The 23,909-nt window shown below is 65.3% G+C and carries 21 protein-coding genes; 12 read left to right on the top strand and 9 right to left on the bottom strand.

What is annotated here, in order from left to right:
• Positions 1-2 precede the first annotated feature (2 nt).
• The 4 genes from OK015_RS22160 to OK015_RS22145 are packed head-to-tail and all read left to right on the top strand — an operon-like array spanning position 3 to position 4,774.
• Entirely contained in the window at positions 3-1,658 is a 1,656-nt protein-coding gene (locus tag OK015_RS22160) for an acyl-CoA synthetase (protein ID WP_268126142.1), read from the top strand.
• The gene (locus OK015_RS22155; protein ID WP_268126141.1) at positions 1,655-2,485 is read left to right on the top strand and encodes an amidohydrolase family protein; all 831 of its coding nucleotides are present in this window, start codon (positions 1,655-1,657) and stop codon (positions 2,483-2,485) included. The genes OK015_RS22160 and OK015_RS22155 overlap by 4 nt, the downstream gene beginning before the upstream one ends.
• Positions 2,486-2,506: 21 nt before the next feature.
• A complete protein-coding gene (locus OK015_RS22150) occupies positions 2,507-3,565 on the top strand; it encodes an acyl-CoA dehydrogenase family protein (protein WP_268126139.1) in 1,059 nt (352 codons plus the stop codon).
• Between the two features lie 15 nt (positions 3,566-3,580).
• Positions 3,581-4,774, top strand: a complete 1,194-nt coding sequence (locus OK015_RS22145; protein ID WP_268126138.1) for an acyl-CoA dehydrogenase family protein — start codon at positions 3,581-3,583, stop codon at positions 4,772-4,774.
• 83 nt (positions 4,775-4,857) lie between these two features.
• Here OK015_RS22145 and OK015_RS22140 read toward each other — a convergent pair whose 3' ends face one another.
• From OK015_RS22140 to OK015_RS22130, 3 genes are all read right to left on the bottom strand, one after another.
• On the bottom strand, positions 4,858-6,003 hold the full coding sequence (locus OK015_RS22140; protein ID WP_268126137.1) for a thiolase family protein: 1,146 nt from the start codon (positions 6,001-6,003) through the stop codon (positions 4,858-4,860).
• A 72-nt stretch (positions 6,004-6,075) separates the two neighbouring features.
• On the bottom strand, positions 6,076-7,293 hold the full coding sequence (locus tag OK015_RS22135) for a CaiB/BaiF CoA transferase family protein (protein ID WP_268132987.1): 1,218 nt from the start codon (positions 7,291-7,293) through the stop codon (positions 6,076-6,078).
• Between the two features lie 66 nt (positions 7,294-7,359).
• Positions 7,360-8,565 carry a cytochrome P450 gene (locus OK015_RS22130; protein ID WP_268126136.1) on the bottom strand — a complete coding sequence of 402 codons (1,206 nt, stop codon included), beginning with the start codon at positions 8,563-8,565 and terminating at the stop codon, positions 7,360-7,362.
• Between the two features lie 199 nt (positions 8,566-8,764).
• Between OK015_RS22130 and OK015_RS22125 the strand changes: the two genes are divergently transcribed.
• Positions 8,765-10,201 (top strand): coniferyl aldehyde dehydrogenase, encoded by a 1,437-nt coding sequence (locus OK015_RS22125; RefSeq protein ID WP_268132985.1) that lies wholly within the window; start codon positions 8,765-8,767, stop codon positions 10,199-10,201.
• On the opposite strand, the gene OK015_RS22120 is transcribed toward OK015_RS22125, so the two are convergent.
• From OK015_RS22120 to OK015_RS22100, 5 genes are read right to left on the bottom strand one after another with little or no spacing between them, the layout of a single operon-like run.
• Entirely contained in the window at positions 10,198-11,025 is an 828-nt protein-coding gene (locus OK015_RS22120; protein ID WP_268126134.1) for an SDR family NAD(P)-dependent oxidoreductase, read from the bottom strand. The two genes, OK015_RS22125 and OK015_RS22120, sit on opposite strands and share 4 nt — an antisense overlap.
• Positions 11,022-12,692 carry an acyl-CoA synthetase gene (locus tag OK015_RS22115; RefSeq protein WP_268126133.1) on the bottom strand — a complete coding sequence of 557 codons (1,671 nt, stop codon included), beginning with the start codon at positions 12,690-12,692 and terminating at the stop codon, positions 11,022-11,024. Before OK015_RS22115 ends, OK015_RS22120 begins: the two co-directional genes overlap by 4 nt.
• A 20-nt stretch (positions 12,693-12,712) precedes the next feature.
• Positions 12,713-13,342, bottom strand: coding sequence for a PaaI family thioesterase (locus OK015_RS22110; protein ID WP_268126132.1), 630 nt, complete (start codon positions 13,340-13,342; stop codon positions 12,713-12,715).
• Entirely contained in the window at positions 13,339-13,974 is a 636-nt protein-coding gene (locus tag OK015_RS22105; protein WP_268126131.1) for a cysteine hydrolase, read from the bottom strand. Before OK015_RS22105 ends, OK015_RS22110 begins: the two co-directional genes overlap by 4 nt.
• Positions 13,971-14,963 carry a Rieske 2Fe-2S domain-containing protein gene (locus OK015_RS22100; RefSeq protein ID WP_268126130.1) on the bottom strand — a complete coding sequence of 331 codons (993 nt, stop codon included), beginning with the start codon at positions 14,961-14,963 and terminating at the stop codon, positions 13,971-13,973. Before OK015_RS22100 ends, OK015_RS22105 begins: the two co-directional genes overlap by 4 nt.
• Before the next feature lie 96 nt (positions 14,964-15,059).
• Between OK015_RS22100 and OK015_RS22095 the strand changes: the two genes are divergently transcribed.
• Genes OK015_RS22095 through OK015_RS22075 form a run of 5 tightly spaced genes read left to right on the top strand, consistent with a single transcriptional unit; the run spans position 15,060 to position 19,703 of the window.
• The gene (locus OK015_RS22095) at positions 15,060-15,524 is read left to right on the top strand and encodes a nuclear transport factor 2 family protein (RefSeq protein WP_268126129.1); all 465 of its coding nucleotides are present in this window, start codon (positions 15,060-15,062) and stop codon (positions 15,522-15,524) included.
• Positions 15,517-17,139, top strand: coding sequence for a flavin-containing monooxygenase (locus OK015_RS22090; RefSeq protein ID WP_268132983.1), 1,623 nt, complete (start codon positions 15,517-15,519; stop codon positions 17,137-17,139). The genes OK015_RS22095 and OK015_RS22090 overlap by 8 nt, the downstream gene beginning before the upstream one ends.
• Positions 17,140-17,158: 19 nt before the next feature.
• Entirely contained in the window at positions 17,159-18,292 is a 1,134-nt protein-coding gene (locus tag OK015_RS22085; RefSeq protein WP_268126128.1) for a PHB depolymerase family esterase, read from the top strand.
• Entirely contained in the window at positions 18,292-18,672 is a 381-nt protein-coding gene (locus OK015_RS22080; RefSeq protein ID WP_268126127.1) for a nuclear transport factor 2 family protein, read from the top strand. The genes OK015_RS22085 and OK015_RS22080 overlap by 1 nt, the downstream gene beginning before the upstream one ends.
• On the top strand, positions 18,636-19,703 hold the full coding sequence (locus OK015_RS22075; protein ID WP_268132981.1) for a TIGR03857 family LLM class F420-dependent oxidoreductase: 1,068 nt from the start codon (positions 18,636-18,638) through the stop codon (positions 19,701-19,703). The genes OK015_RS22080 and OK015_RS22075 overlap by 37 nt, the downstream gene beginning before the upstream one ends.
• A gap of 69 nt (positions 19,704-19,772) precedes the next feature.
• Here the strand turns inward: OK015_RS22075 and OK015_RS22070 are convergent, their stop codons facing one another.
• On the bottom strand, positions 19,773-21,269 hold the full coding sequence (locus tag OK015_RS22070) for an acyl-CoA carboxylase subunit beta (RefSeq protein ID WP_268126126.1): 1,497 nt from the start codon (positions 21,267-21,269) through the stop codon (positions 19,773-19,775).
• 141 nt (positions 21,270-21,410) lie between these two features.
• Here OK015_RS22070 and OK015_RS22065 point away from each other — a divergent pair, with 141 nt between their 5' ends.
• Positions 21,411-22,433: an LLM class F420-dependent oxidoreductase gene (locus tag OK015_RS22065; RefSeq protein WP_268126125.1), complete on the top strand. Its 1,023-nt coding sequence runs from the start codon at positions 21,411-21,413 to the stop codon at positions 22,431-22,433.
• On the top strand, positions 22,430-23,665 hold the full coding sequence (locus OK015_RS22060) for a cytochrome P450 (protein ID WP_268126124.1): 1,236 nt from the start codon (positions 22,430-22,432) through the stop codon (positions 23,663-23,665). The genes OK015_RS22065 and OK015_RS22060 overlap by 4 nt, the downstream gene beginning before the upstream one ends.
• Positions 23,666-23,909 lie beyond the last annotated feature (244 nt).

The raw sequence follows: 23,909 nt of genomic DNA, 5'->3' as shown, positions 1-23,909 counted from the left end.
CAGTGAGTGAATGGACCGTCGGAGCGGCTTTCGACGCCATCGCCGACGTCATCGGTGACCGGGTGATGACGGTTTGTGGAACTCGGCGCAGCACCTTTGCCGAGTCGGCGAGACGAACCAACCGATTGGCGAACTTCTTGAACGCCAACGGTTTCGGGGCGCACCAAGAGCGGGACACGCTGGCCCGCTGGGAGTGTGGTCAGGACCGGGTCGCGCTGCTGATGTACAACGACCTGTACCCGGACGCGCTGATCGCATGTCTGAAGGCGCGCACCGTGCCGGTCAACGTTAACTACAGCTACTCGCCGGGCGAGATCGCCGATCTGCTCTCCTACGTGCGGCCCCGCGGCATCATCTATCACCGGTCGCTGGGCGCGCGCTGTGCCGAGGTGTTGCCGACCGACGGTGCCGAACTGTTGATCTCGATCGACGATGGCAGCGACGTCGCCGAGTTGCCGGGTGCGGTATCGCTGGATGAGGCGCTGGCACAAGGTGGTTCGGATGATCCGGCGCCGGGATCGCCCGACGACTTGATCATGATGTGCACCGGCGGGACCACCGGCCGTCCCAAGGGAGTGTTGTGGCGGCAAAGCGACATGTATGTGGCGTCCATGGTCGGGGCCGACCACGCCAGCGTCGACGAGATCCACGCGAAGGTGCGCGGGGGCGGGCAGGCGTGGTTCGCGGTCTCACCGCTGATGCATGCCGCCGGCATGTGGACCGCCTTCTCGGCGATCATGAACGGTTTCACCGCGGTGCTTTATGACGGCCGCGGCAAGCTTGACGTGCGTGAGGTATGGCAGACCGCCGAGCGCGAACGGGTCGGGATGATGACCATGGTCGGCGACGCCTATGCCGGTCCGCTGGTCGCCGAGTTGCAACGGGGTACCTACGATCTGTCGTCGCTGAACGGGATCGGCACCGGCGGGGCCGCAACGAATCCGAAATTCAAGCACGCGCTGATGGAAAGGCTGCCACAGGTCACCGTCATCGACGGGTACGGCTCGTCGGAATCCGGGAACATGGGGTTCGGCCACAGTCAACGGGGTACGCAGAGTGAGACTTTCGTGCTCCGCGAGGGGGGAGCGGTGGTCTCGGAGGATCGCAGCCGGTTCTTGCGGCCCGGTGATCCCGAGATCGGGTGGGTGGCCAGGAGCGGCCGGATTCCGCTGGGCTACTTCAACGATGCCGAAGCCACCAAGCGCACTTTCCCTGAGATCGACGGCAAGCGGGTAGTGATCCCGGGCGACCGGGCGAGTATCGAATCTGACGGCACCCTGCGCCTGTACGGGCGCGATTCGCTGGTGGTGAACACTGGTGGGGAAAAGGTTTTCGTCGAAGAGGTCGAGGAGGCGCTGCGCACCCACCCGTGCGTCGCCGACGCGCTGGTAGTGGGGCGGCCCAGTGACCGGTGGGGCCAGGAAGTCGTCGCCTTGGTCGCGTTGCAGCCGGGTGCGGATGTGGTCGAGGAAGCCGAGCTTGCCACCCTGTGCAAGTCGCGGCTCGCCCACTTCAAAGCGCCCAAGGCAATCCTCTTCGTCGAGCGGGTTGAGCGACTCGGCAATGGCAAGCCAAACTATCGCTGGGCGAAACAGGCTGCCACAGAACAGCTTCCGGCCACCGCGCTGGCCGGCGTCGATGCAGAAGGATCAGCGTGACCGACAAAGCGATTGACTGCCTGATCAACGTGCACTTCGGCGAGGCCGGTTCGCAGCCCACGTGGATGCTGAAGGTCCGCGACGACTACTTCAAGGGCCCGGAGTCGATGTTCGCGCCGGTCGATCTGTCGGAGCTGCTCGACGAGATGGACGAGCAGGGCGTGCAAAAGGCGGTCCTGATGGACAACCTTGCCAGCCCGTCGACCACCGCGCGCAAGTTCGTTGAAGCCAAGCCGGACCGATTCGCGCTGGCCATGGGTGGAATCAACCTGCTGCGTCCGGTCGGACCGTTGCGCGAGCTGAGCGTCGTCGTGCGCGATCTCCCGGTCGCGTATGCCGTGGTGGGGCCGAGCTTTTGGGGCGATGGGCAGTACCCGCCCAGCGATGCCGTGTACTACCCGCTCTACGCCAAGTGCGCGGAGCTGGGCCTGCCGCTGTGCGTCAACACCGGCATTCCCGGGCCGCCGATCCCCGGAGAAGTTCAGAACCCCATCCACCTGGACCGGGTGTGCGTGCGGTTTCCGGAACTGAAGCTGTGCATGATCCACGGCGCCGATCCGTGGTGGGACGTCGCGATCCGGCTGCTGCTCAAGTACGCCAACCTTCGCCTGATGACCTCGGCCTGGTCGCCCAAGCGATTACCGGACCCCCTGCTGCATTACATGCGCACCCGTGGTCCGAACAAGGTCATCTACGCGTCGGACTGGCCGGTACTGCGGATGCGTCGGGTGGTGCCCGAAGCCCGCGCGCTGGACCTGCCTGCCGAGGTACTGGACAACTACCTGTACAACAACGCACAAGAGTTTTTCTTCGGCGAACGAGCCTGAGATACGACAGGAGCACTGACGATGGACCGCTTCGAATTGCGCAGGCTGGACTACAGCTTGTCCGATCACCATGTGGATCTGCAGAATGCGTACAAGCAATTCTTCAAGACCCACTGTCCCATCGAAACAGTGCGTGCCGCAGAGCCTTCCGGATTCGACAAGAACCTCTGGGAGCGCCTGTGCACAATGGGTGCAACCACGATGGCGCTGCCGGAGTCTTGCGGCGGCGACGGGGCGACCCTGGTCGATCTCACCCTGGTGGCCGAGGAGATCGGGCGCTCACTCGCGCCGATTCCATGGGTCGACCATGTGTGCGCGGCGCGGCTGCTGGGCCGCCTCGGCGCGCTGGGCACCGACACTGCCGGCATCGCGGAAGGTGAACAACTCGCGGGAATCGATGCGCGCATCGACGGCGCACCGGGCGTCCGCTTGATCCCGACCGGATCGATCGCCGACCACATCGTCGTCCGCGACGGCGACGAGGTGGTGCGCTTGACGTTCGGCACCCGGCCGGCCAAGGTCGACAACCTCGGCCGGTTGCCGATGGCCTGGGTCGACCCCGCCGCCGCCGACACCCGCACGGTCGTCGCCCAAGGGCCCGAAGCGCTGGCGGCCTACGAACTCGCGCTGGATGAGTGGCGGCTGCTGACCGCGGCGGCCCTAGTCGGGCTGGTCGAGGAGACGATGACGATCGCGGCCGAATTCTCCAAGACCCGTTACACATTGGGCGTCCCGATCTCGACACTGCAGGCTATTTCGCATCCGTTGGCCAACATGGCCATCACCGTGCAGGGCGGGAGAAACCTTGCGCGGCGGGCCGCCTGGTTCCTGGACAACGAACCCGGCGAACGAGCCGAGTTGGCGCCGTCGGCATTCGTGTTCATGGCCGAAGAGGCCGCCAAGGCGGCCACGATGGCCGTGCATATCCAAGGCGGACTTGGTGTCTCGGCCGAAGCCGCGGCGACTGCGTACCTGGTGCGAGCACGCGGCTGGCCCCTGGCGGCCGGTGATCCGGGTGCTACCGCCAAGCGGGTCGCCGAGATCGTGGCGGCCCGCGAGAGCACGGCCGCGGCCGTCTAGGACAGGGAGCAACACATGGACTTCTCCCGGGTGGAGCTATCCGACGAGGACAACGCGTTCCGCGAGGAAGTGCGCGAATTTCTGAAAACCCAGGTGACCGAGGAGGTTCGGCGCCGCGACCGCGAAACCGGCGACAACTTCGACGAAGGCGTGCACCTGGCCTTGGGCGCCGCGGGCTATCTCGCCCTGGAATGGAAGCCGGAATCCGACGGCGGATTCACCCGGGTGCGCCGGCGCATCTGGGAGCTGGAGAAGCGGCGGGCGCACGTGCCGTGGGTGACGTGGGGAACGACCGCCATGGTGGCGCGCTCGGTTGCGAGATTCGGATCGGCCGAGCTGCAGGATGAGGTGATGCCGAAGGTCTTCAGCGGCGAGGCCCGCCTCTGCCTCGGCTACACCGAGCCCGAAGGTGGCTCCGACATCGCCACCTGCAAGACCCGCGCGGTGCGTGATGGCGACGGCTGGGTGATCAACGGCTCGAAGATGTTCACCACCGGTGCGCACAACTGCCAGTACGTCTTCCTGATCACCAACACCGCCCCGGATGCGCCAAAGCACAAGAGCCTGACCATGTTCCTGGTGCCGCTGAACTTGCCGGGCGTCGAGATCCAGGGCATCCGCACCGTGGACGGCGACCGGACCAACATCGTCTACTACAGCGATGTCCGCGTCGACGACAAGTATCGGCTGGGCGATGTGAACGCGGGCTGGACGGTGCTGCGTGAACCGCTCAACACCGAGCACGGCGCGGTCGCGGCCGCACCCGACGGGTTGCAGGACACCTCGATCATGATGCACCAGGCCGGTTCGATGGCCTTGGCGGTCGACAACGCCGCGGCGGCCGTGACACGGCCGGATCCCAACGGGCGCAAGCTCATCGACGACGATTCGGTCGCCTACCGGCTGGGCCGCAGCGTCGCCCGGTTGGAGGCGGCCCTGTCATCCCCGAGCATCTACGGGAGGGTGGCGATCGCCCAGACGATGCGTGACATCTCCCCGGACCTGATGGACATCCACGGGGCGGCGTCGACGCTGCCGTTCGGCACCGACGGGGCCGCCGATGACGGCAGCGCCGAATACGTATATCGGTTCGCGCCCCTGGTCGGGATCTACGGCGGCACCCTCGAGGTGTTCCGCAATATGATCGGCCAGTACACGCTCGGGCTGGGCAAGCCCAGCTACGCACCGCCGGTCAAGAAGGTCTCCTGATCTGTCGCCGAGTGTGCGCCCACCGCGACTTCGGCCGCCGCGTCGTCGCCGCCACGTCACGAGGAGCGGTGCCGCGGGTGCCGTCAGGTCGTCAGGATGGTCGCCGCGGCGGTGCCGGGCGCGCCGTACAACTGGGTGAATCCCACCTTCGGATTCCCGGGTACCTGCCGATCGCCCGCCTCACCGCGGAGTTGGCGAACGATCTCATGGATCTGTCGCAGCCCGGAGGCGCCGATGGGTTCGCCGTTGGCGATCAGCCCGCCGTCGGTGTTGACCGGCATCGGGCCGTTGATCTCGGTGGCGCCTTCGGCCAGTAGCTTCTCCTGGTCGCCGTGCTCGCAGAACCCGCACTCGGCCATGTGGATGATCTCGGCGCCGGCATCGGTGTCCTGCAACTGGATCACAGCGACATCGGTGGGGGCGATGCCGGCCTTCTCGAATGCGGTACGGGCGGCGTAAACCGTTGGTGCGACGTCTTCTTCGACCGGAGCGCAGGTGGTGTTGACCTCGTAGGCGCCGTAGCGGCGGGTGCGGACTTCCACCGCCCGCAGGTACACGGGTTTGGAGGTATAGCGGTGGGCGATGTCGGCCCTACACATCACCGCCGCCGCGGCGCCCTCGTCGGGCGCGCAGAACATGTACTGGGTCAGCGGATAGTTGAGCATCGTCGAGTTGAGGATGTTCTCCTCGGAGATGGGCTTGCGGCGAAAGGCGTTGGGGTTCAAGGCGCCGTTGCGGAAGTTCTTCGCGGCGACCTTGGCCAGCGTCTCCTGGGAGATGTTGTGGTCGTGCAGGTATCGGTTGGCCTTCATGCCGAAGAACTGGGTGGTCAGATATTGGCCATTCTCCGCGTACCAGCGCGGCATGCCCACCAGCGCCGGGTCCTCGGTGAACGCTCCGCGCGGATGCTTGTCCAATCCGATCGCGATGCCGATGTCGTAGTCGCCCAACCGGATTCCGTCGGCACAGGCCTTGACAGCACTGGCCGCGGTGGCGCACGCGTTGAACACGTTGGTGAAGGGGATGCCGGTCAGGCCGACCATGCCGACGATCGCGTCCGGATTCGCGACCGTCCAGCTACCGCCGGTGGCGAATTGGACGTCCTGCCAGGCGATGCCGGCGTCGGCGACCGCGGCGAGGATGGCGTCCACACCCATCTGCATCGCCGACTTGCCCTCGAAGCGACCGAACGGATGCAGGCCGACCCCGATGATCGCGACATCATTCATGCGCGCCACTCCTTTTCATCGCTTCGTCCCCCGCAAGCGGGAGGTGCCCCATTGCATCGTCGCCGGCGCGATTCATGCAATGGCTCCCGCCTTCTTGAGTTCTTCGATGCGGTCCCAATCCATGCCGATCTCCATCAAGACGATCTCGGTGTGCTCGGAGGCTTGCGGCGCCCGGGTGGTCACCAGTGGCTCGTGGTTGAACTGGACGGGTCCGCGGACGACTTTGAACGGTGCACCGCCCGCGGCGACTTCGACTTCTGCGATCATGTCGTTGGCGATGGCCTGCTCGTCGTTGGCCAGGTCGATCAGGCTCTGGAACGGTGCCCACTGCCCCTGCATCGTCTTGAGATGATGACGCCAATACTCAAAGGGCTTGGCGGCGAAGGCCTTCGCGATCAGCTCGGCGGCCGCGTTGGCATTCTGAATCAACGGGAGTACCTCGCTGAAGCGGGGATCGTCGGCGGCTTCGGGAATGCCGAGATGCTCGAAGGTGTCGCGGATCAGGCCGGTCGGGCTGATGATGCAGAGGTTGATCGTGCCGCCGCCCGACGTTTCGTAGTTGCCCATGAACGGATTCACCGACATCGCGGTGGCAGATCCCGGCATCGGGGTGCGCATGACCTGTCCGGTCTCCATGCCCTGCGTCATACTGGCGCCCGCGGCCCACCAGGCCGTGCTCAACAGCGACACGTCGAGTTCGACTGCCTCCCCGGTGCGCTCGCGATGCAGTAACGCGGCCGAGATGCCGCCGGCGATGAACATGCCGCCGATGGAATCGCCGAACGCGGGAATTCCCTGTCCCAGTGCGCCGCCCAACTCCTCCGGTGTCAACGCGTAGCCGATACCGCTGCGCGTCCAGAACGCCGTCCCGTCGTAGCCGCCGACATTGCGCTCGGCACCCTTGTCGCCGTAGGCCGAACCCCGGGCATAGATGATGTTCGGGTTCGCCGCGCGAATGTGCTCGACGTCGAATTTGTGGTTTTGCCGCTGCGCCGGCTTGTAGTTGGTCAGGAACACATCGGAGGTTTTGGCCAGTTCGTAGATCACTTCCTGGCCGCCCGGCGTGGATACGTCGATTCCGACGCTGCGCTTGCCTCGGTTGGGATGCTCCATCAGCGGATGCCGGTCCGGATCGACCTGAATGCCACCCATGTTGAGGAAGCCGCGTTGAGTGTCGCCGCGCAGCGGGTGTTCGACTTTGATCACGTCCGCACCCCAATCCGCGAGGATCGCTCCCGCCGCCGGGACGAACGTGAACTGCGCGACCTCGAGGACTCGAAAGCCCTGCATTACCTTGACCATTTCTTTTACCAACTCTGTCTTCTCGCGGGCCGGGCGTTTCTTTAACTGCGGACGCTACTTGCCGTCGAACGTCACGGGAAGGGCGGTCGGCGAGCGGAAGGGCTGACCGAAGATGTGCGGGTCGTCAGCGGTGAGCAGGTTGATGTCGGTCAACCGGTTCAGTAGGCATTCGAGCGCGACACGGGTTTCCAGCCGTGCCAAGTGCAGGCCCAAACAGGTGTGCTCGCCGGCGGCGAAGGAGATGTGCGGAGTGGCCTTGCGGAAGACGTCGAATTCTTCCGACCGCTCCCAGCGCGTTTCGTCGCGATTGGCCGACCCGATGCATACGCCGATGACGGAGCGCGCCGGTATGGTCACGCCTTCCAGTTCGGTGTCCTGTGTGGTGAACCGCTGCACCGTGGTCAGCGGCGTCTCGAAACGCAGGCCTTCCTCGATCGCCTGGCTGATCAGCGCGCGATCGGCTTGTACCGCGGCGAACTGATCGGGATGGGTGAGCAGCAGATACAGCAGGTTCCCCGAGGAGCGGTAGGTGGTTTCCAGCCCGGCGGGCAGCAGCAGCCGCAGGAAGGAGTAGATGGCCTCGTCGCTGAGCTTTTCCCCATCGATCTCGGCGGTCACCAGGTCACCGATGATGTCCTCGGTCGGTGTGGATTTGCGCTTTTCGATCTGCTCGACGAAGTAATCCTTCAGCGCCGCCGAAGCCTCGAAGGCCCGTTCGTAGTTGACGTGGTAACTGATCAACTGCACGGCATGCTTGCGGAACATCGGCAGGTCTTCGTCCGGCAACCCCAGTAGCCGCGCGATGACGCGAGTGGGGAATTCGAAGGTGTAGTTGCGCACCAGATCGGCTGTGCCGGCATCGATGAATTCGTCGATCAACGCGTCGCAGATCGGACGGACGATCTCGGGCTCCCAGCGGGCCAGGGCCCTGGACTTGAATGCCGCCGACACCAGGTTGCGGTGCTCGCGATGTTTCTTGCCCTCCATCGCCAGGATGGTCGGACCCATGAACAGGCCGATTGTTTTGTCGTACGGCTTGGAGCTGAAGAGCCGGCCATCCCGGAACACCGTGTTGACCGCGTTGAACGACACCGCGGAGTACTCGTTTTTGGGCAGCAGGGAGGCGGGTGTCTTGGTGTAGTCCATGACCGTCCCGCGGAAGACGCCGGACTGGTGACGCTTGTGTGCGAAGTACGGGTAGGGGTCTCGCAAATCGACGGTCTGGTCGCCGCTGCCGGCGGTGTGAACGTTGGTCGTCACCTGGAGTCTCCAGCATCTCAGCGCGAAACGGGCAGTCTTTGCGTACGATCGTACTGTAATAATTACAGTAGGCAATATGGGCTTATCATCAGCACCGTCGTGAGAAGTGGTTAGCCAGCACCGACGTTAGGTCACCATGAGCACACTCGATGAACGCGCTGACAGCACAGTCGAACAGCAGCGTGCGGCCTTGGGCGCGATCCTGGCCAGACAGCGGCAAGCCTTCGTCGCCGATGGGCCGCCCGGCGTCGGGCTGCGGCGCAACCGCATCGACCGGTTGATGGCGCTCGTTCTCGACAACACCGACGCGTTTGTCGATGCGATGGCCACCGATTTCGGCACCCGGTCCAAGGCGGCATCGTTGTTCACCGAGGTCATCGGGATGATCTCGGTGATCGAGCACACGAGATCCCATGTTGCTCAATGGATGCGGGCGACCAAGCTGATGCGTGCGGCCGGACTGTTCGGGCTGCGCGCCGAGGTGCAGCCGTCGCCGCTCGGCGTGGTCGGCATCATCGGTCCGTGGAACTTTCCGCTCAATCTCGTGATCCTGCCCGCCGCGACCGCATTCGCCGCGGGCAATCGGGTGATGATCAAGATGTCGGAGATCACGTCCCACACCGCCGAGTTGATGAGGGAGACGGCGCCGAACTACTTCGATTCCGACGAACTCGACATCGTCACCGGCGACGCGCAAGTCGCCGCGCTCTTCGCGGCGCTGCCGTTCGATCACCTGTTCTTCACCGGTTCGCCCTCGGTCGGCGCCCTGGTGCAGCAAGCGGCCGCCCAGAACCTGGTTCCGGTGACGCTGGAGCTCGGTGGCAAGAACCCCGTCGTCGTCGCGCCCAACGCAAACATCCGTCGATCCGCCGCGCGGATCGCGCAGGGCCGCATGGTCAACGGGGGGCAGGTGTGCGTGTGCCCCGACTATGTCTTCGTCCCCGACGATCAGATCGACACATTCGTCGGCGTCGCGCGCGAGACGCTGCGCGGCATGTTCCCCAACATCGTGGCCAACGACGACTACTGCTCGAGTGTCAACGTCGCCAATTTCGACCGGGTCATCGGCCTGATCGAAGACGCACGGGCTAACGGTGCCACCGTGGAAACCGTTGCGCCGAAAGGGGAGTCATTGCCCGACCGCGGTACCCGAAAGATCGCGCCCACCATCGTCCGCGACATCGACGACCGGATGAAGATCGCCAGCGAAGAAATCTTCGGTCCGGTCCTGGTTGTCAAGGGATATTCGCGCCTGGGCGAGGCCGTCGACTACATCAATCGGCGGCCGGCGCCGCTGGTGGCCTACTGGTTTGGGCCCGATGACGCCGACTTCCGCGACTTCGTGTCCAGCACCCGCAGCGGTGGCGTCGCCCGCAACGACTTTGCCGCACAGATGATTCCGTCGGCCGCACCATTTGGCGGCGTGGGCCGCAGCGGGATGGGCGCCTATCACGGCAAGACCGGCTTCGACGCGTTCAGCCATCACCGGTCGGTGGTGGGAAGCGACCTGCCGTTCAGCATCACCGGCAGCGCCGCACCGCCATTCGGGAAGTCGATGCGCATGTATGCCGACGCCATGATGCGCATGACGCGGGCCCGGACCCGCCGCCGGCTCAAGGGCCGTCCGCGCGCCTAGCGTGCGTTGGGATTCAGCCTCGCGACACGCGCCATCAGGTCGGCGTATCTGACACCCAGGAGCCGCGGCATCGCCGCCATCACACGCCCGTCGGGTCCAATGAGGATTCTGGCGCGGTTTTTGTCGGCTCCGCGCAGGATGGCTCGAGCGGCCTTCTCCGGCGACGTGAGTGCCATCCGTCCAAAGTATTTCGCCGCTTGCTCGGGATCCTCGGTGTCCGCGGTGCGCATGTTCGTCCCGAAGTTGGTGCGTACGACGCCCGGGTGCACGCAATGCACCGTCACCGGATGGCCCTGGATGATCATCTCCTGGCGCAGTGCCTCGGTGAAGCCGCGCACGGCGAACTTCGAAGTGCTGTAAGCGCCCTGGTAGGGGACCGCAATCAGTCCGAAGGCACTGGACAGGTTGACCAACCGCGCGGGGTGCTGGCTGGTTCCGGATTCGATCAGCTGCGGCAGGAAGGCCTTGGTCCCGCTGACCACGCCACCGATGTTGATGCCGAGCAGCCAGTCGAAGTCCTTCCAGGACATGTCCGCGATGCTGGCGAACAGGTCGACCCCGGCGTTGTTGAAGAGCATCGAGGTGGGCCCGAGGTCGCGGCGTACGTCTTCGGCGTACCCGCACACCGCATCGCGGTCTGCGACGTCGACCTGATAGGTGGTCACGTGTCCGGCCCGGCACATTGCTTGTGTTTCGGCCAGACTCGCCTTGTCGATGTCGGATGCCGCGACGTGCGCCCCGTCCGCGGTGAGCGCGTAGGTCAAGGCGCGGCCGATTCCCGAGCCGGCACCGGTAACGACGGCGACGCGATCCCGATATTTCATGAGGCGCCCTGTGTGGCCTGCTCGCGTGCCCAGCGGTAGTCGGCCTTGCCGGACGGACTGCGTTCGATGACGGGACGGAAGACGATCGCCTTGGGAAGTTTGTAGCGCGCCAGTGATTGCGCGGCGTGGGCCACCAGATCATCGGCGTCGGCGTGGGCCCCTTCGGCGAGCGCGACGACGGCGACGACCTCCTGGCCCCAACGTTCACTCGGCCGGCCCGCGACCACCACATCGGCCACCGCGGGATGCGACGCGATCGCGGTCTCGACTTCCTCGGCGAAGATCTTCTCGCCGCCGGAATTGATCGTCACCGAATCACGGCCCAGCAGTTCGATGCTGGCGTCCGCGCGGTGGCGTGCCCGATCGCCGGGAATCGCATACCGCACGCCGTCGATGACCGGGAAGGTCGCCGCGGTCTTGGCCGCGTCGCCCTTGTACCCGAGTGGAACGTAGCCGCGCTGGGCCAGCCAGCCGATCCCGTCGTGTCCCGGCGGCAGGATCGACGACAGGTCCTCGGCCGCCACGAATGTGTCCGGGCCGGCGTTGAAGGTGCCGGTGGACACCGCGCCCGACGCCGACAGGTGATGCATCTGCGCCCCGGTCTCCGAGGAACCGACACCGTCGACGACAACGGCATTCGGCAGCGCTTCGATCAAGCGCTGCTTGACGAACGGGGTCAGCAAGGCGCCGCCGTTGGCGATCACGGCCAGCGACGACACGTCCGCTGTCCCGTTTTTCAGGCCCTTCTCGACGGCGGCGAGCAACGGACGGGCCATCGCATCTCCGACCACCGTCACCACCGATACCCGCTCCCGCTCGATCGTGCGGACCACATCCTCGGCATCCAAATGGTCGACGACCGAAGGGAAGACGACGGATTGCCCAGTGGTCAGAGCGGTCATCACACTCCACTGCGCCGCGCCGTGGATCAGCGGCGGCAGGATCATCAGCTTGGTCGCGGCGCTGGCGGTGACTCGTTCCACAATCTCGTCGACCGAACGGGCGGGCTCGCCCGTCATCAGATTGCGGCCGCCGAACGACGTCATGAAGATGTCGTGCTGGCGCCACAGCACACCCTTCGGCATCCCCGTGGTGCCGCCGGTGTACAGGACGTACAAGTCGTCGGGGGAGTGCTGCACCGCCGGCGGCTCGGACGGACTGGAACCGATGACGGTGTCGTAATCGACTGCGCCGTGGATCAAGTCGTTGCCGGAGCCGTCGGCGATCTGGATCAGCACGCGGAGCCGCGGGAGGTCGGGCAGGACTTCGGCCACCCGTGGCGCGAACGCGGCGTGGTAGACCAGCGCGGTCGCACCCGAATCCGCGAGCAGATACTGCAGCTCGCTTTTGACGTAGCGGAAGTTGACGTTGAAGGGGGCCACCCGCGCCTGGAAGGCGCCGAGCAACGACTCGACGAATTCGTTTCCGTTGTAGGCGTACAGGCCGAGCAGGTCCTGGCCCACCTCATGGCCGGCAAGGTCGGAGCGCTCGGTGTGGCAGCCCAGTCCCCGGGAGCGCAGATAGGCGGCGAGACGGTGAGACCGCTCGACGATCTGCGCGTAGCTGAATCGCCGATCGCCCTGGATCAGCAGCTCGCGGTCACCGATCGCGGCCGCGACGGCCTTCGCGACCGCGGGAACCGTGAATTGCGTTGTGGTGTCTGACATCGTTGTCCTTCAAGCGTCTTTCACGGCTGGTGCGGTAGCAGACGGACCATCAGGCCATTGGCTTCGCTGAGTAGCGATCCATCGGCCGATGTCATCGTCGAGGAGATGAGGACTTTCCTGCCGTCGGTGTCGCTGATGCGGCCTTTCGCGGTCAATGGTTCGTCGATCGGGGTGATCTTGCGGTAGTCGACGTGCAGGTACGCGGTGCGGGTTGGGCGAATGCCGGCGGTGGAAACGACCATGCCGAACAGCCAGTCGTAGAACAGCGGGATCATGCCGCCGTGCACAGCATTGTTGCCGCCCACGTGGGACCGGGTGAAGTGCCCTTCCATCGTGACGCCGTCGGGTCCATGCTCGGTGACCAGCCACGGCGCCAGCAGTGGATGGCCCAGACCGGGCAGACTCAGCACGCGGCCGGCCACGGCCTCGGTTTCCGGAACCTGGTGGCCGTCCAGTAACGCGCAGGCGTTGTCGAGGTGTGCGGCCGCGGCGGCCCACAGAGCGGGGTCCGGGTTCGTGGATACGGTCAGGTCCTGCAGCCGGCGCATTGCCGCCACGAACGCGCCAAGCTCCGGCGGAGCCGCTTCGACCGGCTTGACATCGGGAAATCCGCCTCGAATTTCTGGCGCTTCCGGTGCTGTTTCGGTCATGGGGTTCCTTGCTTCTGCTGCTGCCATGCCTGGAGCAGATCGTCGGTGGTGGTGATCGTTGCCAGCAGTGAAAGCGTGTTGGCGATCATCGCTGCACCGTACTCGGTGGGGATGCCCGCTACCGCGTCCCGGGGGACGACTACGCGATAGGCGGCGTTGACCGCATCCATCACCACGTTGGGTATCGCGACGTTCAGGGATACACCGACCACGACCACCGTCGAAACCCCGAGGTTGCGCAGCACCGCGTCGAGGTCGGTGCCTCCCATCGGTCCGACACCGTGCCACCTGCGCAGCACCAGATCTCTTGGCTCGGGCCCTAATTCGGGAAGCACCTCGGCTCCAGGTGTGCCCGGGGCGATGTCGACCGCGCCGCGACTCATGGTGAAGACCTTGGCGTTGTCGTTGGAACCGAGCCCGTCGGGACGGCGCTGCACCAGACAATGGACCACGTGCACGCCGGCGGCCCGGGCCGCCGGCAACAACCGCACGACGTTGGGCAGCGCCTCCCGTCGGGCTTCCTCGGCGAGTGCCGCCAATCCGGCGTGCGGGCCGATGACCGCGCCCTGGCATTCCTGGGCGATGATCGCGGTGTGCGCGGGCGCCACGAGGTAGGCGAGTTGGAGCTTCATGCCGGAACGTCGTAGAACTGCGTCGCCCATTTTCGCAGTGCCATATAGCCTTTCGCGTCAGCCTTGGACAGTGCCGGATGCTCCACGTACTTTTGGTAGCGCCAGATTTCCAGGTCGTCGAAGACGGTGGACAGGAACTGCTTTTCGATGAGGCCGCGCAGCTTGCCCTGCGGTATGTCGGAGTCGTCGCCTGGGATTCGCGGCCACCAGATCGAGTAGAACAGGTCCGAGCACTCATCGTCGACCGGCGTGCATGTGAAAATCAGGCGATGATTCTGGGCGCCCTCGAAGACGCTGATTGCCCCGCCGAGACCGAACAGGTGGCTGTGGAAACGTAATGCGAGATCGTCCGGATTGTCGCTGCGTGCGTCCGGCCAGCCCGCGATGAATTGCCATTCGTGGTCGACGATCTTCCAGTCGAGCACCCGAGGTGTCACCGTCGCGTGGTGGACGTACTCGAAATGGGCGCTGTCGGGGGCGTTCTCCGCCACGATCTGCGGATGCACCGGTTCGCGCTCAGCGCGCCGGGAGAATTCCGGATACGCCCGGTAGTAGCCCGTGGGATCCGTCTCGAACTGCGGGAACTTTCGGAAAATATCCGGCATTTCCCACTGCGGCTCCTTGCCGTCGGGGTGATGCCAGACGAACACGCAGTCGTATTGCTCGCGGACGGGATACGACTTGAGCCGCAGCGCCCGGTTGGGCCGGTCCGGCTGATAGGGGATGTATCGGTTGGTGCCGTCCGGGCCCCAGCGCCAGCCGTGGAAGGGACACTCGACACAGTCGCCGACCACCTTGCCGCCGTGACCGATGTGAGCGCCGAGGTGTTTGCAGTGTCCTTCCAGAACGTGCAGCTCGCCCGACTCGCCGCGATAGGCGACTAGATCCTCGCCGAAGTACTGCAGCGGCCGGACTTCGCCATGGGGGAATTCGGGCGACCACCCGACCATGAACCACCCGGTGACCTTCCAGGTAAACGGGACTTTCACGGCGACTCCTCCCTGGTTCTGCTAGATACTAAGCCCGTTACAGTATAGATTTCAGCAGGTCCTCAGAAGTTCGTCCAGGGCGGGGCAAGGAGCGTGATGACGCGAGCGTTTGTCTCTGCGGCCGATGAGCTGGAAGAGCTTCGAAAGCTGAAGGCGCGCTACTGCCGGTTTCTGGACACCAAAGACGTCGAATCCTGGCGCAGCGTGTTCACCACCGATGTGGTGGTCATCCTCGACATGGCGGTGTCCGTCGGCGGTGCCGAACCGATGACGGCAGCGCCGATCGAGGGTGTCGACAACTTCGTACCGACCGTGCTGGGTGGCCTGGAAGGTGTGGCCACCATGCACCATTGCCACACCCCGGAGCTGACCCTCACCTCGGCCGCCACCGCTACCGGCATCTGGGCGATGGAGGACCTGCTGATCTTCGGCGACGGTCGACAGATGCACGGCGCGGGCCACTATCACGAGACCTACGAGAAGACAGACGGCTCCTGGCGGATCAAGAGCCTGCACCTGACTCGCACGATCCTGAGGATAAGCGGTGGTGACGATGCCTGATGCCGATACATCCTTCGACGCGCTGGTGATCGGTGCCGGGTTCTCCGGTCTGTACATGTTGCATCGGCTGCGGCAGCTCGGAATACGCACCCGGGTGCTGGAGATGGCGGAAAACGTCGGCGGCACCTGGCTGTTCAACCGTTACCCCGGTGCCCGGTGTGACATCGAAAGTATCGAGTACTCCTACAGCTTCTCCGAAGCGGTTCAGCAGGAATGGGTCTGGACGGAGTCCATGCCCGCCCAGCCCGAAATCGAGGCCTACCTGAATTTCGTCGCCGATCGGCTGGACCTGCGTCGCGATATCGCGTTCGATACCAAGGTCGTCGCGATGGAGTTCGACGAGGAAGCCGCCCGGTGGGTAGTGCGCACCGAGAGCGGCGAATCCGTTGTCGCCCCGTTCGTGGTCGCCGCTTCCGGCATTCTGTCGGTGCCGCTGGAACCGAACATCCCGGGCACCGCCACCTTTACCGGCGCCTCGCTGTACACCAGCCGCTGGCCCGAGGAGGGCTTCGACCTCACCGGACAACGTGTCGGTGTCATCGGTACCGGCTCCTCCGGGGTTCAGCTCATCCCCGTGGTGGCTCGGGACGCGTTGCAGCTGTATGTATTTCAGCGTTCACCCGCCTACACGCTGCCGTGGCGGGTGCACCGGTTCGAACCCGGCGAGCTGGACGAGATGAAAGGCCGATACGGCGAGATCCGGGAAGCCCAACGAGCCCACCCGATCGGGGCGGCGCGGCTGAGCGCCTTCTCGGTGCTGCTGGAGATGCTGAGCGGCCCGCCGCTCAAGGCGGCAACCCGCGAAGAGCAACTGCGCGCCATCGACGAGAACGGAGTGATGGGCGCGCTCAACTGGAGCGATATCTTCTTCGACATCGAAGCCAATCAGATGGCCGGCCGGCTGTACGGCGAGGCGGTGGCCCGCATTGTCAAGGATCCGGAAACCGCCGCGTCGTTGGTGCCCGTGCACCCCTTCGCCTGCAAGCGACCGATCATCGACCAGGGCTACTACGAGACGTTCAACCGCGACAACGTCGCGCTCGTCGACTTACGCAAATCGCCGATCCGGGAAGTGACGCCGACCGGCATCCGCACCGAAAGCGATGAGTACGCCCTCGACGTGATCGTCTACGCCACCGGGTTCGACGCGATCACCGGCGCGTTGTCCCGCATCGACATTCGCGGCCGCGACGGGCGCTCGCTTGCCGAATTCTGGGCCACCGAGGGGCCACTGTCCTATCTCGGGCTGGCGGTCGCCGGATTCCCGAACCTGTTCACCATCCAGGGCCCGGGCAGCCCGAGTGCGGCCACGAACTTCGTTGCCGCACTCGAGCAACATGTGGAGTGGATTGGTGATTGCATTGAATACTTGCGCGACAACGGAATTCGCAGTATCGAGGCGCTGGCCACCGCACAGCAGGAGTGGATCGATCACACCACGTCGCTCGTCGCACCTACGGTGCTGGTGCACCCGTCCTGCAACTCTTGGTACAACGGCGGGAACGTCCCGGGCAAGAAACGGATGTACATGGGCTACACCGGCGGGATCCCCGAATATCGCCGCCGCTGCGACGAAATCGCGGCCGGCGGTTACACCGGTTTCAAGCTGAGCTAGCCGGATTAGGGTGAGCGGCATGGGTGGATTCTCACTGGCGAGACGATCCTTGGACATCACCCGGGAATTCGGCATGGTGGTGCCACGGACGGTGGCCGGTCTCAACGAGTCGACGGGCTGGGTCCCGGCGTCGCGCCGCGGCATCCGCCAGTTCGGCGAAGTCATGCTGGATGAGCTTGCCTTGAGTGGCTTCTCGCTGTTAGGTGGGAATCTGACCGAGCAGCTACGGCCGCTTGCCGAGTGTGAACCGGCGGCCGAGGAGTTGGCGGAACTGGGCATTGACCGTGCGCATGCCGACCCCACGCCGCTGCGGACCACCGCGGTACAGCGGCGCAGGATCGGCGGACTCGCCTACGAACGAATGACGTTCGAGCATGACCCGAAGCTGCCGAAGACGCTGGGGGCCGCGGGCCTGGGCGGCCCGGCGCGAGCGGTAGTGCACGTGTGTCGGCACACCGACGGCCCACGGCCGTGGCTGGTCTGGGTGCACGGTGCCGGCCAGGGCGGTACCGAGGATCTGGTGCTGACCCGGATCGGCCGGATCCATCACAAGCTCGGCTTTAACGTCGCAATGCCGGTGCAGCCCGGCCATGGCTCCCGGCGCCGCGAATGGCCGGCCTATCCGGACATGGACCCACTGGGCAACGTCGCGGGCATGATGCGTTCGGTGTCAGAGGTGCGCGCGGTGGTGCAGTGGGTGCGACCGCAAGCCAGTGCCGTTGTGGTGTCAGGGATTTCGATGGGCACCCCGGTCGCCGCGCTGGTCTCACATCTCGAACGGGACATCGACGCGGTGGGTCTGTACACCCCGATCCTGGGGCTCAACGGAATGATCGCCCGGCACCTGTCGCGCTGGGGGTCCGCGCGGGACGCTTTCCGGGATCTGCTGGGATCCCCGGTGGTCGCGAGGCTGACCTCGGTGATCGACCCATTGGCCGTTGAGCCGGCGCCCCCGCCGGAGCGCCGGCTCATCGTCGGGGCATGGCATGACCGCATGGCGATGCGCGAGCCGACGACTGCCCTGCAGGAGCGGTGGGGCGGCGAACTGTTTTGGTACGACGGCAGCCACGTCGGGCACATTTTCTCGCGCCGCGTGCAGCGAGTCACCGAGCGTTTCCTGTGCGCGGTGGCCGACGATGCGGTATCGGCCTGATGGCTTCAGTTCGGACGGCCCGCGAGGTCGTCGAGCTGTACAACCTCGTGGTGTGGAACAAGCGCGACTTCGCGCTCGCCGAGGAGCTGATCGGCGACACGGTCACGCGGCATGAAGTGGGCGAAGCGACAGTGCTCACGCACGAACAGGCGGTCAACCGCATCATCGATCACTGGGGCATGTTCGAGGCCATCCGATTCGAACTGAACCTGGTGGTTGCCGGGGACGACGGCGAGCACGTCGCCATCGTCTACCAGTCCCCGATGACGCTCAAGGATGGCACAGACGTTGAGGTCGGCAGCATGGAGATTTTCCGCGTCGTCGCCGGGAAGATCACCGAAGTCTGGAATTGTGGTTACAAGCAAGGAGTTTGGAGTTGACGAAGACGCTGGACGAATTGGGCTACTACCTGCTGGCCGGCGCCGGCGGTGAGGGGCCGGCAACCCTGATGGACGAGGCGCGCCGCGGCGAGGAGCTGGGCTTCGGCACCGCGTTCATCTCCGAGCGCTGGAACGTCAAGGAAGCATCGTCTCTGGTTGGCGCGGCCTGCGCGGTGACCAACCGGATGCAGATCGCCACTGCGGCAACCAATCACAACACACGGCATCCGCTGATCACCGGGTCGTGGGCGACCACGATGCACCGGCTCTCCCGGGGGCGGTTCACGTTGGGCATCGGGCGCGGCATCGCCGCGATATACGGGGCGTTCGGCATTCCAGCGGTGACGACCGCGCAGATGGAGGACTGGGCGCAGGTCATGCGCCGGTTGTTCCACGGCGAGCTGATCTTCAACCACGAGGGCCCGATGGGCAAGTATCCGATCCTGTTCCTCGACCCGGACTTCAACGAGGACATTCGGCTGGCGCTGGTGGCTTTCGGGCCCAACACGCTCGCGCTCGGTGGCAGGGCTTTCGACGACGTCATCCTGCACACCTACTTCACGCCGGAGACGTTGCAGCGCTGCGTCAAAACCGTCAAGTCTGCGGCGGAGAAGGCGGGCCGCGACCCCGACAGCGTGCGGGTGTGGTCGTGCTTCGCCACCGTCGGAGACCACCTTCCCGAGGAGCTGCGGCTGAAGAAGACCGTCGCCCGGCTGGCCACCTACCTGCAGGGGTACGGCGACCTGATGGTGCAGACCAACAATTGGGATCCCGCTGTGCTGGAACGATTCCGGGGCGACTCGGTGGTGACTTCGATCGCCGGCGGGATCGACCACAAGGCCACGCCCGCGCAGATCGAGCACATCGCGACGCTGATTCCCGACGAATGGCTGGAGCCCTCGGCCACCGGCTCGGCTGCGCAGTGCGTGGCGCGGATCCGCAAGGAATTCGAGTACGGGGCCGACGCGGTGATCATGCACGGCGCAACCCCCGACGAGCTGGAGCCGGTGGTGGCGGCTTACCGCTCATGACCGTGAAACGGCGACTGCCGACGCGCCTACTCGGCGAACGCGTTGCTGATCGCAGTCTCGCGGTGACGATTAGGGCATGATGACGGTGCGGCTTACCGGTTCGGCGACGGCCTGCCGGGCCGACAGACTTCGAAGCAGGGAAGCCAGCAAGGCGTCGCGGGTCTCGCGGGGATCGATGAGTTCGTCGAATCCCATGTGCTCGGCCGATCGGTACGACGCCTGCAACTCGGCGTCACGCAACTTCGCGGTGACATCCTCGCCGGCATGGGTCGCCCGGCCCAGCGCGGCCGCGCTCATGGCGCCCATCGTTGCGCCGGGATAGGCGAAGGTCGCGGACTGGCTGTCGAAACCCAGCAGCGACATGACCATGGAGCCGAACCCATATGCCTTGCGCAGCGTCACGTGCAGCTTGATGGTGGTGGCCGCGGTTTGGGCGGCGAACATTCGCGCGCCGGCGCGCAGCACCCCGCTGCGCTCGGACCGACTCCCGGGCAGCATGCCGGGATTGTCCGCGAAGAAGATCAATGGCAGGTGGAACGAGTCGGCCACCATGATGAAATGCGCCGCCTTGTCCGCGGCGTCGGCGTCGATGGAGCCGGCGATCACGTTGGGCTGATTGGCGACGACCGCGACCGGGTGGCCACCGAGGTGGGCCAGCGCGCAGATGATCGCCTTGCCGTACTGCGGCTGGACCTCGAACCGGTCGGGCCGGTCGAAGACCACGTCGAGGACGGCGCGCATGTCATAGACGCGGCGGTTGTCGCGCGAGACGATGTCGAGCAGTTCCGGTGTCGGCCGTGGTTCGCTGTTTTCGTCCGCCGGCAGTGGCGACGGATACGACCATGCGCTCGGCGGGAAGTACGACAGGTAGCGCCGGATATCGGCGAGCACGGCTTCGTCGTCTTCGGCGACGTTGTGGATCACGCCGCTGGGCAAGGCGGTGACGGGTCCACCGAGATCTTCCTTCGAAATTTCTTCTCCGGTCGACTCTTTGACGACCGGGGGCCCCGCGGTAAAGATCGCGCCTTGAGTGCTCATGATTCGGAAGTCGCACACCGGCGCCACCAGCGCGCCATGTCCGGCCGAGGGGCCGAGCACCGCGGCGACGGTCGGCACCTTGCCCGAGCACTGCGCCTGGGCGAGCAGGTCGGTGGGCGTGCGGCCGTAGTGGCCGCCGCCGGGACGGAAGCCCGCACCCTCGAGCAGCATCACCAGCGGAGTCTTGTCGCGCAGCGCCAGCTCGGCGATGCGGTAGCGCTTCGAGTTGCCGCCGGGCCCGATGCTGCCGGCCATCGTGGTGAAGTCCTCCGCACCCAGCATCACCGGCGACCCGTTGATCGAGCCCGAGCCGACGACCAGACCGTCGGCCGCAATGTCGCCGCCGACCAGCGTGCCGATTTCGCGGAAGGTGCCCTTGTCCAGGAGTCGGTCGACGCGTGCGCGAGCGTCGAGCTTGCCCTTGCCGCGATGTTTGTCGAGCCGCTCGGTCCCGCCCATGCCCCACGCGTGCTGACGCCGACGGTCGAGGTCCTCGAGCGTCTCCTCCCAATCCGGGGGTTTGGTCATGCTTCTTTCCTACCTCTACGGGGATACGGTCGCGCGCCTAGTCCGATGGCGGCGACCCGCTGCACTCGGCTACGCCGCGCTTGCGATCGCCACTAGATCAGCAGGGTCACATACTGGATCGCTTACTGTAAAGTTACCCGCATGGCTGACGGCCCCCGCCTCAAGATCGACGGTGGCATTCCCAATCGCCTCGAACGCGTGGTCGAAGCGGCCGGCAACCTGGAGCAGCAGGGGTACGACGGGGGCTGGACTCCGGAAACCAGTCACGACCCGTTTCTGCCGCTGCTGCTGGCCGCCGAACACACGTCGCGACTCGAGCTCGGCACCAACATCGCGGTGGCGTTCGCGCGCAATCCGATGATCGTCGCCAACGTCGCCTGGGGCCTGCAGGCGTATTCACGGGGCCGCTTCATTCTCGGGCTGGGCACTCAGATTCAGCCGCACATCGAAAAACGATTCAGCATGCCGTGGAGTCATCCGGCGCGCCGGATGACCGAATTCGTCTCCGCGCTGCACGCGATCTGGTCCGCCTGGAAAGACGGCGGCAAGCTTCGCTTCGAGGGCGACTTCTACACGCACAAGATCATGACGCCGATGTTCACCCCCGAACCGCATCCGTATTCGGTGCCGAAGGTGTTCATCGCGGCGGTTGGTGAAGTGATGACCGAGATGTGCGGCGAGGTCGCGGACGGCCACCTCGGCCATCCGATGGTGTCGAAGCGGTACATCACCGAGGTCACCGCCCCGGCGTTGCTGCGCGGGGTGGCGCGCGCCGGCCGGGAGCGCGGTGATCTAGAACTATCGGCCGAAGTGCTGGTGGCCACCGGTGAGAACGACGCCGAGCTACAAACCGCCAAAGCCGCCGTGCGCAAGCAGATCGCCTTCTACGGATCAACGCCGGCCTACCGCAAGATTCTCGAGCTGCATGGCTGGGGTGACTTGCACGACGAGCTCAATCGTCTTTCCAAGCAAGGGGAGTGGGACACCATGGGCTCGCTAATCGACGACGAGATGCTGTCGACCTTCGCCGTCGTCGGTCCCGTCGACACGATCGCCACGGCGCTGAAAAGTCGCTGTGTCGGCGTGGTTGACCGGGTCCTGCCGATTTTCATGACTGCTTCCGAGCACTGTGTCAGCCTCGCAATGAAGGAGTTCCGCCAGTGAGCACGACGACGACGGATGACGGCGCAAAGTTGCTGACGGATCCGTTGGCGTACACCGACGAACGGCGGTTGCACGCGGCGCTGACTCACCTGCGCGCCACCGCGCCGGTCTCGTGGGTTGAGGTCGACGACTACCGGCCGTTCTGGGCGATCACCAAACACGCCGACATCATGGACATCGAGCGCAACAACACGCTCTTCACCAACTGGCCGCGCCCGGTGCTGGCGACGAAGCAGGGCGACGAGCTGCAAAGCGCCGCCGGGGTACGCACGCTGATCCACATGGACGATCCCCAACACCGGGTCGTCCGCGCGATCGGCGCTGACTGGTTTCGTCCAAAGGCCATGCGCGCCATGAAGATGCGCGTCGACGAACTAGCAAAGATCTACGTCGACAAGATGATGGCCAAAGGGCCCGAATGCGACTTCGTCCAGCAGGTCGCGGTCAATTACCCGCTCTTCGTGATCATGTCACTGCTGGGCATCCCGGAAGCCGACTTCAGCCGCATGCTCAAGCTGACCCAGGAGCTGTTCGGGAGCGAAGACAGCGAATTCAAGCGGGGCAGCGACAGCGAGGATCAGCTGCCGGCGCTGCTCGACATGTTCGGTTACTTCAACGGCGTGACAGCCTCGCGCCGTGAGCATCCAACCGAGGATCTCGCGTCGGCGATCGCCAACGCCCGCGTCGACGGCGAGCCACTCTCGGATATCGACACCGTGTCGTACTACCTGATCGTCGCTACCGCGGGTCACGACACCACCAGCGCGACCATCTCCGGTGGCTTGCAGGCGCTCATCGAGAATCCGGGCCAGCGTGAACGGTTGCGGGACAATCTCGACCTGATGCCGCTGGCCACCGAGGAGATGATCCGCTGGGTAACACCGGTCAAAGAGTTCATGCGGACCGCCGCCGAGGACACCACGGTGCGCGGAATACCCATCGCGGCAGGCGATTCCGTGTTGCTGTCCTATGTGTCCGGCAACCGAGACGAGGACATCTTCGACGAGCCGTTCCGCTTTGACGTCGGTCGCGATCCCAACAAGCACCTCGCCTTCGGCTACGGCGTGCACTTCTGTATGGGGGCGGCGCTGGCGCGCATGGAGGTGAACAGCTTCTTCTCCGAGCTGCTGCCCAGGCTCGAATCCATTGAGTTGACCGGTGAGCCGGAACTCACCGCCACCACCTTCGTCGGTGGCCTCAAACACCTGCCGGTGCGCTACTGTCTGGTCTAGGAGGTGAGTACTGCCGAGCCGATGGCCTTGCGGCCCCGAAGATCTCGGTGCCCTCCCGGTGATCCGCCAGCGGGTAGTGCGCACTCACCGCGACCATGATGACGCCGGCGGCGACCGCGTCGAACAATTCGCCTGTGCGCCAGGCACACTCCTGCCCTAACGGCCGACGGGCCCACCGTCATCGTGGTGCGGACCAAACTAAACGGTGTACGGTGGTGTCCGCGCGTGACGAGAAGGCGCAGCG

This window comes from Mycobacterium sp. Aquia_216, from assembly GCF_026723865.1.
Lineage (GTDB): Bacteria > Actinomycetota > Actinomycetes > Mycobacteriales > Mycobacteriaceae > Mycobacterium.
The sequence above is the reverse complement of the archived record's forward strand: the minus strand, read 5'-3'. Positions and strand labels throughout refer to the sequence as shown.